This window comes from Pseudomonas marvdashtae (genome assembly GCF_014268655.2).
Taxonomy (GTDB): Bacteria; Pseudomonadota; Gammaproteobacteria; order Pseudomonadales; family Pseudomonadaceae; genus Aquipseudomonas; species Aquipseudomonas marvdashtae.
The window spans coordinates 598,922-611,675 of record NZ_JABWQX020000002.1 but is presented as its reverse complement, the minus strand read 5'-3'; the positions used below and the strand labels follow the sequence as shown (position 1 = coordinate 611,675).

Sequence of the window (12,754 nt, the reverse complement as noted above, 5' to 3'; positions counted from 1 at the left end):
ATGAACCTCAGATTTCGATCAAGCCATCACGGGCTTCATAAGCCAGCCGCACCGGGGCGAAGGAGCGTCGATGAATGGGTGTCGGTCCGAGGCGTGCCAGGGCTTCCAGATGAACCGGTGTCGCATAGCCCTTGTGGCTGCCAATCCCGTATCCCGGGTAGATCAATTCGAAAGCGGTCATTTCCCGGTCACGGCTGACTTTCGCCAGGATCGAAGCCGCGGCGATGGCCGGCACCTTGCCGTCGCCCTGGATGACCGCTTCGGCGCGCATCGACAGTTTCGGGCAGCGGTTGCCGTCGATCATCGCCAGCCTCGGGGTGATGTGCAGGCCTTGTACCGCACGCTGCATGGCAAGCATGGTGGCGTGCAGGATGTTCAGCTCGTCGATCTCTTCGACCTCGGCCCGGGCGATGCACCAGCTCAGCGCTTTTTCGCAGATTTCGTCGTAGAGCCTTTCACGACGGGCCTCGGTGAGTTTTTTCGAATCATCGAGGCCAATGATCGGCCGGTTCGGGTCGAGAATCACCGCAGCCGTCACCACGGCTCCGCACAACGGACCACGACCTACCTCGTCGACACCGGCCACCAGCTCTTCGACTTCGGCTACCAGGTTGAAGTCCAGGCCCATCTGCTTCACATGATTCATTGTTTTGCGCCAATCAAGGTCAATACCGCGTCCGCCGCCTGGTTGGAGGCGTCGCGGCGCAAGGTACGGTGAATTTCATCAAAGCCCCGCGTCTGCTCTTCACCACCATCAATCAACGGCAAAAGCGTATTGGCCAGCGCGTCGGCCGTTGCGTCGTCCTGAAGCAATTCAGGCACCAACAGGCGCTGGGCCAGCAGGTTCGGTAACGAGACGTAAGGGCTCTTGACCATGCGCTTGAGAATCCAGAATGTCAGCGGCGCCAGGCGATAGGCGACCACCATCGGGCGCTTGAATAACAATGCCTCAAGGGTAGCAGTGCCGGAAGCAATCAACACGGCATCGCAGGCCGCTAGCGCCTGATGGGATTGACCGTCGAGTAGCGTCACCGACAAATCGCGCCCGGCCAGCAGTGCTTCAAGCTGGACCCGCCGCTGAGGGCTGGCGCACGGCAAGACGAACCGGACGCCAGGACGCATCGCTTGCAGACGTTCGGCCGCATCGAAGAACAAGCCCCCCAGGCGACTCACCTCGCCGCCCCGGCTGCCGGGCATCAACGCCACCAACGGACCGTCGGGCAGGCCCAACGCCTGGCGCGCCGCCACGCGGTCGGCTTCCAGGGGAATGGTGTCGGCCAGGGTGTGACCGACAAACCGCACGGGCACGCCCTTTTCTTCGTAGAACCTGGCTTCGAACGGCAACAGCGTCAGCATCAGGTCGCAGCCTTCGCGTATCTTCAGCACCCGCTTCTGCCGCCAGGCCCAGACCGACGGGCTGACGTAATGCACAGTCTTGATGCCGGCCTGGCGCAGTTTGAGTTCGATGTTAAGCGTGAAATCCGGCGCGTCGATGCCGATGAACACATCCGGTTTTTCTTCGATCAGGGCCTGGATCAACTTCTTGCGCCGGGCCAGCAACTCACGCAGGCGACCGAGCACCTCCACCAGGCCCATCACCGACAGGCGCTCCATCGGGAAATAGGAGGTCAAGCCCTCGGCCTGCATCAACGGTCCGCCGACCCCGATGAACTCCACCGCGGGATGCTGCGCCTTGAGCGCGCGCATCAGACCGGCGCCCAGAATGTCACCGGAAGCCTCTCCCGCCACCAGTGCAACGCGCACGTTAGCCATGGTCAGCGAGTGATGCCGCGGGTCGAAGACTGGATGGAATCGCGGAAGATCGCGACTTCCGGGTACTGCGCCGAAGCCTCGGCCAGCTCGGCGAGCGCCTGCTCGACGGTAAGGCCCTGGCGATACACGACCTTGTAGGCCCGACGCAGCGCGGTAATTGCCTCTTCGCTGAAACCACGGCGGCGCATGCCTTCGAAGTTCATGCTGCGGGCTTCGGCCGGGTTACCGAACACGGTGACGTAGGCTGGAACGTCCTTGCCGATGGCCGTGCCCATGCCGGAAAAACTGTGGGCGCCGATATGGCAATACTGATGGACCAGGGTAAACCCGGACAGGATCGCCCAATCGTCCACATGCACGTGGCCGGCCAGCGCGGTGTTGTTGACCAGGATGCAATGGTTGCCGATAACGCTGTCATGACCGATGTGGGCATACGCCATGATCAGGTTGTGGTCGCCCAGGGTCGTTTCGGAACGGTCCTGAACGGTGCCACGGTGAATCGTCACGCCTTCGCGGATCACATTGTGATCGCCGATGACCAGACGCGTTTCTTCACCTTTGTACTTGAGATCGGGCGTGTCCTCGCCTACCGACGAAAACTGGTAGATGCGATTGTGCCGGCCGATCCGGGTCGGCCCCTTGAGAATTACGTGGGGGCCGATCACCGTGCCCTCGCCGATTTCCACACCTGCGCCGATGATCGACCAAGGGCCAACCTCGACATCGGCGGCCAGCACGGCCGTCGGATCGATGATTGCGCGAGGGTCAATCAAACTCATAGCTTGCGTTCCGCGCAGATGATTTCAGCGGAGCAGACCGGCTTGCCGTCGACCGAAGCCTGGCACTCGAATTTCCAGATCTGGCGCTTGCAGCTGATGAATTTGGCCTCGAGGATCAACTGATCGCCCGGGGTGACAGGCTGGCGGAAGCGCAGCTTGTCGGAGCCGACAAAATAATAAAGCGTGCCGTCGGCAGGCTTTACGTCGAGCATTTTGAAACCAAGGATCCCGGCAGCCTGGGCCATCGCCTCGATGATCAATACGCCCGGCATGATTGGGTGCGCGGGGAAGTGACCATTGAAGAACGGCTCGTTGATGCTGACATTCTTGTAGGCGCGAATGCGCTTGCCTTCAACATCCAGGTCCACGACCCGATCCACCAGCAGGAACGGGTAACGGTGAGGCAGGTATTCGCGAATCTCGTTGATGTCCATCATTTCGGGGGGAAGCCTATGTAAAGATTGGGAGCGCACGAGTGACGCGCACTCCGCTAGCAAATCAAGATGCCCTAACGGCTGTGCACACTTGATATGGAAATGGTATCAGCCATCTGATGAAGCATTGCCGCCAGGGGTCACGTCCCCTACACGCTTTTCCATCTGTTTCAGGCGCCGCGCGATGTCGTCGAGCTGGCGGATACGCGCCGCGCTCTTGCGCCATTCGGCTGCCGGCTGCATGGCCGTACCGGAAGAATAGGCACCCGGCTCGGTAATCGAGTGGGTAACCATGGTCATGCCGGTCAGGAAAACGTTGTCACAGATATCGATGTGTCCCACCAGCCCTACGCCACCGGCCAACATGCAATGCTTGCCGATCTTGGTGCTGCCGGAGATGCCCACGCAGGCAGCCATGGCGGTGTGGTCACCGACCTGGACGTTGTGGGCGATCTGGATCTGGTTGTCGAGCTTGACGCCATTGCCTATTACGGTATCGGCCAGGGCACCACGGTCAATCGCGGTATTGACGCCGATTTCCACGTCATCGCCAACGGTGACACCGCCGACTTGGGCGATCTTCTGCCAAATGCCTTTTTCGTTGGCGAAACCGAACCCTTCACCGCCCAGCACAGCGCCGGACTGGATCACCACCCGCTTGCCGATGCGCACATCGTGGTACAGGGTCACGCGTGGCGCCAGCCAGCCGCCTTCGCCTATCTCGCTGCGTGCGCCAATGACGCAATGGGCGCCCAGCGTGACGCCGGCACCGATTCGGGCCGCGCTTTCGATGACGACAAAAGGACCGATGCTGGCCGAGGGGTCAACCAGGGCATCCGCCGCGATCACCGCGCTGGGATGAATGCCAGCGGCCGACTTCGGCTTGGGATCGAACAGATGGGAAATGCGCGCATACGCCAGGTACGGATCGGGCACTATCAGCGCATCGCCGGCAAACCCTTCGGCATCGCCAGCCTTGAGCAACAGCGCGGCAGCCCGGCTGTCAGCCAGGTATTTGCGGTATTGAGGATTTGCCAGGAAGCTCAACTGAGCTGGGCCAGCCTCTTGCAAAGTGGCTAGCCCAGTAATTGCCTTCTCCGGGTCGCCACGCAGGGTGGCGCCGAGGAACTCGGCCAATTGGCCGAGCTTGATAGTCGCTGTCATGGATTACTTCAGCTGATTCATGCGCTCGATAACCTGGCGCGTGATGTCGTATTGAGGTTTGACATCGATCACTGCACCACGCTCGAACACCAGGTCAAAACCACCTTTCTTGATGACTTCTTCCACAGCGCTGTCGAGTTTCGGCTTGAGCTGCTTGAGCATTTCACGGTCAGCAACAGCTTTTGCTTCGTTCAGCTCCTTGGACTGGAACTGGAAGTCCCGGGCCTTCTGCTTGAATTCAAGCTCCAGGCGCTCGCGCTCGCCTTGGGCCATCTTGTCACCACCGGCGACCAGACGATCCTGGATACCCTTGGCACTGCTTTCCAGGCCCTTGAGCTTGGTCAGTTGCGGGCCAAATTTTTTCTCCGCATCCACGGCGTATTTCTTCGCCGCGTCGGATTCCAGCAGGGCCATCTGATAATTCAGTACGGCGATCTTCATGTCGGCAAAAGCCGGACCCGCGACCAGTACGGTCGCCAGGAGAACCAATTGAGTCAACTTACGCACGATGTACTCCTACAAAATCCATTGTCGTTATCTTGGGTCAGACGCTTAGAACGTCTGGCCGAGGGAGAATTGGAACACTTGAGTTTCAGCGTCATCCGGTTTCTTGATCGGCATTGCCAACGCGAAGCTCAATGGACCCAGCGCGGTGACCCAGGTCACGCCCACGCCGACTGAGCTGGCCAGGTTGCTCAGGCTGATGTCATTGCACTTGGTATTGGAGCTCGTACCGTTAGCGTTGGTGGTGTCGTCGCAACTGGAGTCGAACACGTTACCCACATCCCAGAATACCGAGGTACGCAGGGAGCGCTGATCCTTGACGAACGGCATCGGGAACAGGATTTCGGCGCCGCCCTGGATGAGCACGTTGCCACCGAACGGCAGTGGATCCTGGTCCGGGTCGGCAATGGTGCCTGGGTTGTTGCCTCGGCTCGGCGTACTGCGCGGGCCCAGGGTGCTGTCCTTGAAGCCACGTACCGAGTTGAAACCACCGGCATAGTAGTTCTCGTAGAACGGCAGGCCGTCAGTCGAACCGTAACCGTCGCCATAACCCAGCTCGGTGTGCAGGCGCATGGTGTAGTTGTCGGTCAACGGCTGGAACAGCTGGCCTCGATAGTCGATCTTGAAGAACGACAGGTCGCTGCCAGGCGTAGTCGTTTCCAGGACCAGGCTCTGGGAACGGCCGCGGGTCGCCAGTACACCTTTGTTCAGGGTCGATTCGGACCAGCCGACAGACGCCTTGAAGTTCAGGTACTTGTCGCCTTCCTTGTTGACGAAATCGAAGATCTCGTCAACGGTATAGCGGCCAGTGCTGATCTCGTCCTGCTGGGCGGTGAGGCCGAATGTAAGGCGCGAAGTCTCGCTGATTGGATAGCCCACGTTGACGCCGGCACCCAAGCTGTCTACTGCATAGCTGGATACATCGGAATCGAGTTCGTCATAGTCGGTGGTGCGATAAAAGGCGTTGTAGCCCAGGCTTACGCCGTCGGCAGTCCAGTAGGGGTCCACGAAGCCGAAGTTGTAGCGGGTCTGGTATTCGCTGCGGGTCAAGCCGATGCTGACCTTGTTACCGGTACCCAGGAAGTTGTTCTGGGTGATCGAACCACCGAGGATCAGGCCCGCACTCTGGGCGAAACCGACGCTGGCGGTGATCGAGCCGGAAGCCTGCTCTTCGACACTGTAGTTCACATCGACCTGGTCATCGACGCCCGGTACAGCCGGGGTCTCGACGTTGACTTCCTTGAAGAAGCCCAGGCGCTCCAGGCGGGTCTTGGACTGGTCGATCAGGTAGGTCGACGCCCAGCCACCTTCCATCTGGCGCATTTCACGGCGCAGCACTTCGTCCTCGGACTTGGTGTTGCCACGGAAGTTGATGCGGTTGACGTAGGCACGCTTGCCCGGATCCACGGCGAAGGTGATGTCGACGGTATGGTCTTCATCGTGCGGCTGCGGCACGCCGTTGACGTTGGCGAAGGTGTAGCCCTCGTTACCCAGGCGACGGGTGATCAGTTCAGAGGTGGTGGTCATCAGCTTGCGCGAGAACACCTGGCCCTTCTGCACCAGCAACAGCGACTTGACCTGGTCCTCGGGAACCTTCAGGTCACCACTGAGCTTGACGTCACGAACGGTGTATTTCTCGCCTTCGTTGACGTTGACGGTGATGTAGACGTGTTTCTTGTCCGGAGTGATGGACACCTGGGTCGAGGCGATGTCCATGTTGATGTAGCCACGGTCCAGGTAGTAGGAACGCAGGCGCTCCAGGTCACCGGAGAGTTTTTCACGGGCGTACTTGTCATCGTTCTTGAAGAACGACAACCAGTTGGTGGTCTTGAGTTCGAACAGGTCGATCAGGTCTTCATCGGGGAAGACAGTGTTGCCCACCACGTTGATGTGCTGGATGGCCGCAACGGTGCCTTCGTTGATGTTGACCTTCAGGCCGACGCGGTTGCGCGGCTGCGGCACCACTTCGGTGTCGACCGTGGCCGAATAGCGGCCCTGGGCAACGTACTGGCGTTGCAGCTCGTTGCGCACACCTTCGAGGGTGGCGCGCTGGAATATCTCGCCTTCGGCCAGGCCGGATTGCTTGAGGCCTTTCATCAGGTCTTCAGTGGAGATCGCCTTGTTGCCTTCGATCTCGATACTGGCGACCGACGGGCGCTCGACGACCGTGATGACCAGGACATTGCCGTCACGGCCCAGCTGGATATCTTGAAAGAAGCCGGTCTTGAACAGAGCGCGAGTGGATTCCACCAGGCGCCGATCATCCGCTTGCTCGCCGACGTTGAGCGGCAAGGCACCAAAGACGCTACCCGCGGAAACCCGCTGGAGGCCGTTGACGCGAATATCAGAGATAGTGAAGGACTCGGCGTGAACTTCGGCGATCATCAATACGGTGAGAACCGCAGTTAGCAGCAGACGTTTCATGAAGTCCTTTCTTATTCCAACTGGCAATAAACAAACTGCCGCAAAATGCGGCAGATTCGCAATTCAGCGAAGCGTTACAGACGACCCAGATCGTTGACCAAGGCAAGCAACATCACCCCGACCACCAAGCTGATACCGATCTGTATCCCCCAACCTTGCACCCGATCCGACAAGGGACGACCACGCGCCCACTCGATCAGATAAAACAGCAGATGCCCCCCATCCAGTACCGGAATGGGCAGCAAATTCAGAACCCCCAGGCTAATGCTCAGATAAGCAAGGAAATTCAGGAAATCAGCGACGCCCGACTGGGCAGAAGCGCCCGCCACTTTAGCAATGGTTATCGGTCCACTCAAGTTTTTTACCGAGAGCTCGCCGAACAACATTTTCTTGAGCGAGTCTAGGGTCAGGACACTCATGGTCCAAGTACGCCGCGCACCCTCTCCAATGGCCGCGACAGGACCGAAGCTGACCTCGCGGATCATTTCCGCTGGCCACTCGACAGCCTTGACGCCAGCCCCCAGATAACCGGTCGGCGCCTTGCTTTCGCCGCGGGCGGCCAAGTTCACCGGGACGTCGATTGAAGCACCGTCGCGTTCGACACGCAGCACAATCTTGGTATCAGGACGTACACGAACCGAGTCGACTACCTGCTGCCAGTCACTGACCGGCTGGCCATCGAAAGCCAGCAAGCGGTCACCGGCCTTCAAGCCAGCGGCCTGAGCCGGGCCTTTCGGATCAAGTTCAGCCACCACTGGTGGCAACGCCGGCCGCCATGGGCGAATCCCCAGGGAACGGATCGGGTCTGGTTCGTCGGCACCCTTGAGCCAATTATCGAGCATCAGCTCCCGGGGCAAATCCGCCGTCGATCCCTGCTCACGCACCAGCAGTTGCAACGAACCGCTTTCACCCAGGCGACGTACCAGTTGCAGGTTGACGGCAGCCCAGCCCGAGGTCGGTTCACCATCTATGGCAACGATTTCCTGGCCAGCGCTCAATCCGGCGCGAGCCGCCACGCTGCCCGCCTCGACCGCACCGATAACCGGCCGTACCTGCTCGCTGCCCAACATCGCCAGCGCCCAGAAAAACACCATGGCCAGCAGGAAGTTGGCGATCGGCCCGGCCGCAACGATGGCGATACGCTGACGAACGGTCTTGCGATTGAAGGACTGATCGAGCTGCTCGGCGGGCACTTCGCCCTCACGCTCATCGAGCATCTTGACGTAGCCGCCCAGCGGGATGGCCGCCACGACAAATTCGGTCCCCTGCTTGTCGTGCCAGCGCAGCAACGGCATGCCGAAACCGACGGAAAAACGCAGGACCTTGACGCCACAGCGACGCGCGACCCAGAAATGGCCGAATTCGTGAAAAGTGACCAGCACCCCCAGCGCAACCAGGGTGCCGACAATCATATAGAGCGCGCTCATCTGTTTTCTCCACAATCCTGTCCAGGACAACCCTGGCTAACGTACCGCCGCCTCAACGCCCGTGGCGCCTCAACCACTGACCCGCCAGCTCTCGAGCCCTGGCATCCACGGTGAATACCGCGTCGAGGTCATCGAGTGAAACCACGGCCTGAAGATTCAGGACCTCCTCGATGATACTCGCGATCTCGAGGTAACGGACACGCCCGTCGAGAAACGCCGCGACCGCCACTTCGTTGGCGGCGTTAAGCATGGCCGGTGCACTGTCGCCCGCCTCGGCTGCCTGTCGCGCCAAGCGAAGACACGGGAAGCGCTGCTCATCGGGCGCCTGGAAATCCAGGCGCGCAATGGCGAACAAGTCCAACGGCGCCACGCCCGAATCAATCCGCTCCGGCCAGGCCAGGGCATTGGCGATTGGCGTGCGCATGTCCGGGTTGCCCAACTGTGCCAGCACGGACCCATCGACGTAATCCACGAGGGAGTGAATCACGCTTTGCGGGTGAATCACCACCTCGACCTGGGACGGCCGGGCATCGAACAGCCAGCAGGCCTCGATCAGCTCCAGCCCCTTGTTCATCATGCTGGCCGAATCCACGGAAATCTTGCGCCCCATGGACCAGTTCGGGTGGGCACAGGCCTGCTCGGGCGTAACATGCACCAATTCTTCCAGCGGCGTCTGCCGGAACGGACCGCCAGAGGCTGTCAGAAGAATCCTGCGTACACCCACCACGCCCAGGCCGCGAGAGAAATCTCGCGGCATGCATTGAAAAATCGCATTGTGCTCGCTGTCGATGGGCAACAGCACGGAGCCACTTTTGCGCACCGCCTGCATGAACAGTGCGCCGGACATCACCAGCGCTTCCTTGTTGGCCAACAGGATCTTCTTGCCCGCCTCGACCGCAGCCAGCGTCGGACGCAAGCCCGCAGCGCCGACAATTGCCGCCATAACAGCATCGACCTCCGGATCGGAGGCTACCTGGCACAGGCCCTCCTCCCCCACCAGGACACGCGTCTGCAAACCGGCTGCGCGCAAATCGTCCTGCAGCCCCTGCGCCACGGCTGCCTCGGGCACCACGGCAAACCGCGGCGCGTGGCGTATGCACAGCGCCAGCAATTCACTCAGGCGCGTGAAACCGCTGAGGGCAAACACCTGGTAGCGCTCTGGATGCCGGCCGATGACATCCAGCGTACTGAGACCGATCGAACCAGTGGCACCCAGGACGGTAATCTGCTGGGGACGACTCACGATGCCGCCATCCACAACAGCACTGCAAAGATTGGGATCGCGGCGGTCAGGCTGTCGATACGATCGAGCACGCCACCGTGGCCCGGCAGCAGGTTACTGCTGTCCTTGATCCCGGATTGGCGCTTGAACATGCTTTCGGTCAGGTCGCCGACCACCGACACAAATACAATGATCGCTGCGCCGATCAGGCCCATCAGCAGCTGCGCGACCGTCCAGTCGCGCACGAAGCCGACCACAGCCGTGATCACCAGGCTCAAGGCCAGCCCACCATAGACACCTTCCCAGCTCTTGCCAGGACTGACCTTTGGCGCCAGCTTGCGCTTGCCAAAAGCACGACCGGAGAAATAAGCACCGACATCAGCCCCCCAGACCAGCACCATCACCGCCATGATCTGCCAGTTGCCCAGCGGCCCCTGCTTGATCCAGATCAGCCCCTGCCAGGCCGGCAGCAGGATCAAGAGACCAATCATCAGCTTGGTAGCGGCATTGGACCAGTGATGAGTGGTACGCGGATAGGTCAACACCAGGAAGGTCGCCGTCGCCCACCACAGCACTGCCGCCCCCAGCACCCACGGCGCGATGCCGGGCACCAGGTACATGACGAACAACATGGCGGCGACCGCCACCGCATAGGTCACGCGCGCCGACTGCCTGGCGAAACCTGCCAGGCGCGCCCATTCCCACGCACCCAAAGTCACGACCAGCCCGATGAACAGGGCAAAGCCCGCCCCTTCGAGCAGGAAAAAACCACCCAAGGCGATGGGCAACAGGATCAGGGCAGTGATGATTCGTTGTTTTAGCATTAAACCCGGGCTCCAGCTTCGATCTGCTCGCTCGTTTTACCGAAACGACGCTGACGGGAAGCGAAATCGGCCAGTGCGATGCGCATGGCTTCGTGTTTGAAGTCCGGCCAGAACAGGTCGGAGAAGTACAGCTCGGCGTAAGCCAGCTGCCAGAGCAGGAAATTGCTGATGCGGTGTTCGCCACCGGTGCGGATACACAAATCCGGCAACGGCAGGTCACCGGTCGCCAGGCAGGCCTGCAACAGCCCGGGGGTGATGTCTTCGGGCCGCAGGTGACCGGCCTGGACTTCACGCGCCAGTCGCTGGGCCGCCTGGGCGATGTCCCACTGGCCGCCATAATTGGCAGCAATTTGCAGCACAAACCGATCGGCGCCAGCCGTGGCAGCCTCAGCCTCACGCATTGCGGCTTGCAGCTCAGGATGGAAACGCGAGCGATCACCAATGATCCGCAGGCAGATCCTGTTCTCGTCCAATCGCTTGGCTTCGCGCCGCAGGGCCTTGAGGAACAGGTCCATCAAGGCACTGACTTCATCGGCGGGACGCTGCCAGTTCTCGCTGGAGAAGGCGAACAGAGTGAGCACCTCGACCCCAGCCTCGGCGCACACTTCGATAACAGCACGAACCGCATCGACCCCCGCCTTGTGCCCGGCAACGCCAGGCATAAAGCGTTTCTTGGCCCAGCGGTTATTGCCGTCCATGATGATCGCCACATGGCGCGGTACCGCGAACGGCACGGCCTGCTTGGTCTTTTCCATTAAAGCGAGACCCTTATACGGCCATCAGGTCTTTTTCTTTCTCGTCCGTGGCCTTGGTGATCTGGGCCTCGGATTCTTTTGTCAGCTTATCGATATCAGCGATGGCACGACGCTCTTCGTCTTCACTGATTTCCTTATCCTTGACCAGCTTCTTCAGTTCACCCAACGCGTCACGACGGATATTGCGCACGGCAACACGCGCGTCTTCCGCTGCGCTACGAGCCTGTTTGGTGAAGCCTTTGCGCGTTTCCTCGGTGAGGGCCGGCATCGGGATCAGCAGCAGCTCACCCAGGTTGGTTGGGTTGAGATTCAGACCGGCGCTCTGGATCGCCTTGTCTACAGCAGCGAGCATGTTGCGCTCGAAAGCCACGACCTGCAGGGTGCGCGAATCTTTCACGGTGACGTTGGCGACGCCGCTCAGCGGTGTGTCAGTGCCGTAGTAAGGCACCATGACGCTACCGAGGATGCTCGGGTGAGCCTTGCCGGTACGAATCTGGCCGAATGCGTGGCTCAGAGACTCCAAGGACTTCTTCATGCGCTCTTCAGCGTCTTTCTTGATTTCATTGATCATTGCTTGCCTTCCTCGATCAGTGTTCCTTCGGCGCCGCCATGTACGATATTGAGCAGGGCGCCAGGCTTGTTCATGTTGAAAACCCGCAGCGGCATCTTGTGGTCGCGGCACAGGCAGATGGCGGTCAGATCCATTACACCCAGCTTGCGATCCAGCACTTCATCGTAGGTCAGATGATCGAACTTCTCGGCATGCGGGTCTTTGAATGGGTCAGCGGTATACACGCCGTCCACTTTGGTTGCCTTGAGCACGACATCGGCGTCGATCTCGATCGCTCGCAGGCAAGCGGCCGAATCCGTGGTGAAAAACGGATTGCCGGTACCGGCGGCAAAAATCACCACTTCCTTGGAATTGAGGTGGCGCATGGCTTTGCGGCGATCATAGTGATCGGTCACGCCAACCATGGAAATGGCCGACATCACGATGGCCGAGATATTGGCACGCTCCAGCGCGTCGCGCATAGCCAAGGCGTTCATCACAGTGGCCAGCATGCCCATGTGATCGCCCGTGACCCGATCCATGCCCGCCGCGCTCAACGCCGCGCCACGGAACAGGTTGCCGCCGCCGATGACCAGGCCGACCTGAACGCCGATCCCGACCAACTGCCCGACTTCCAGCGCCATGCGATCCAGCACCTTCGGATCGATCCCGAACTCTTCCGAGCCCATCAGGGCCTCGCCGCTAAGCTTGAGTAGAATGCGTTTATAGCGAGCCTGATAACCACTGCCCTGCTGAGCCATTGCGAATCTCTCCTGCGGCGTATTTTCGAAAATTCTTTGAGGCTGTTTGCAGCCTGCCTTCACTCTAGCTTGGCGCTGAAACCGCGCCATCGGAACACGGCTTTGTAAGCCAGTTCCGGCGGGAAACCAATATAAAT

13 protein-coding genes are annotated in these 12,754 nt (G+C 60.3%); all 13 read right to left on the bottom strand.

Annotated elements, in window-relative coordinates; genetic code table 11:
• Positions 1-7: 7 nt before the first annotated feature.
• The 13 genes from rnhB to pyrH all read right to left on the bottom strand — a co-directional run bounded on the left by rnhB (position 8) and on the right by pyrH (position 12,617).
• Complete coding sequence (rnhB, locus tag HU742_RS22590; RefSeq protein WP_186644177.1) at positions 8-646, bottom strand: ribonuclease HII; 639 nt, start codon at positions 644-646, stop codon at positions 8-10.
• Positions 643-1,773: a lipid-A-disaccharide synthase gene (gene lpxB / locus HU742_RS22585; protein ID WP_186635033.1), complete on the bottom strand. Its 1,131-nt coding sequence runs from the start codon at positions 1,771-1,773 to the stop codon at positions 643-645. The genes rnhB and lpxB overlap by 4 nt, the downstream gene beginning before the upstream one ends.
• A 2-nt stretch (positions 1,774-1,775) precedes the next feature.
• A complete protein-coding gene (lpxA, locus tag HU742_RS22580; protein ID WP_186635030.1) occupies positions 1,776-2,552 on the bottom strand; it encodes an acyl-ACP--UDP-N-acetylglucosamine O-acyltransferase in 777 nt (258 codons plus the stop codon).
• Positions 2,549-2,989 carry a 3-hydroxyacyl-ACP dehydratase FabZ gene (fabZ, locus tag HU742_RS22575; RefSeq protein ID WP_003184897.1) on the bottom strand — a complete coding sequence of 147 codons (441 nt, stop codon included), beginning with the start codon at positions 2,987-2,989 and terminating at the stop codon, positions 2,549-2,551. Before fabZ ends, lpxA begins: the two co-directional genes overlap by 4 nt.
• 105 nt (positions 2,990-3,094) lie before the next feature.
• Positions 3,095-4,150, bottom strand: coding sequence for a UDP-3-O-(3-hydroxymyristoyl)glucosamine N-acyltransferase (gene lpxD, locus HU742_RS22570; RefSeq protein ID WP_186635027.1), 1,056 nt, complete (start codon positions 4,148-4,150; stop codon positions 3,095-3,097).
• Positions 4,151-4,153: 3 nt separating this feature from the next.
• Positions 4,154-4,657, bottom strand: coding sequence for an OmpH/Skp family outer membrane protein (locus HU742_RS22565; protein ID WP_003184901.1), 504 nt, complete (start codon positions 4,655-4,657; stop codon positions 4,154-4,156).
• Positions 4,658-4,702: 45 nt separating this feature from the next.
• Positions 4,703-7,078 (bottom strand): outer membrane protein assembly factor BamA, encoded by a 2,376-nt coding sequence (gene bamA / locus HU742_RS22560; RefSeq protein WP_186635024.1) that lies wholly within the window; start codon positions 7,076-7,078, stop codon positions 4,703-4,705.
• Between the two features lie 74 nt (positions 7,079-7,152).
• Positions 7,153-8,505 (bottom strand): sigma E protease regulator RseP, encoded by a 1,353-nt coding sequence (gene rseP / locus HU742_RS22555; protein ID WP_186644176.1) that lies wholly within the window; start codon positions 8,503-8,505, stop codon positions 7,153-7,155.
• Between the two features lie 52 nt (positions 8,506-8,557).
• Positions 8,558-9,748 carry a 1-deoxy-D-xylulose-5-phosphate reductoisomerase gene (gene ispC, locus HU742_RS22550; RefSeq protein WP_186635018.1) on the bottom strand — a complete coding sequence of 397 codons (1,191 nt, stop codon included), beginning with the start codon at positions 9,746-9,748 and terminating at the stop codon, positions 8,558-8,560.
• A complete protein-coding gene (locus tag HU742_RS22545; protein WP_186644175.1) occupies positions 9,745-10,551 on the bottom strand; it encodes a phosphatidate cytidylyltransferase in 807 nt (268 codons plus the stop codon). Before HU742_RS22545 ends, ispC begins: the two co-directional genes overlap by 4 nt.
• Positions 10,551-11,306 carry a polyprenyl diphosphate synthase gene (gene uppS, locus HU742_RS22540; RefSeq protein ID WP_186635011.1) on the bottom strand — a complete coding sequence of 252 codons (756 nt, stop codon included), beginning with the start codon at positions 11,304-11,306 and terminating at the stop codon, positions 10,551-10,553. The genes HU742_RS22545 and uppS overlap by 1 nt, the downstream gene beginning before the upstream one ends.
• Before the next feature lie 13 nt (positions 11,307-11,319).
• Positions 11,320-11,877, bottom strand: a complete 558-nt coding sequence (gene frr / locus HU742_RS22535; RefSeq protein ID WP_186635008.1) for a ribosome recycling factor — start codon at positions 11,875-11,877, stop codon at positions 11,320-11,322.
• Complete coding sequence (pyrH, locus tag HU742_RS22530; protein WP_039591983.1) at positions 11,874-12,617, bottom strand: UMP kinase; 744 nt, start codon at positions 12,615-12,617, stop codon at positions 11,874-11,876. The genes frr and pyrH overlap by 4 nt, the downstream gene beginning before the upstream one ends.
• Positions 12,618-12,754: the final 137 nt, after the last annotated feature.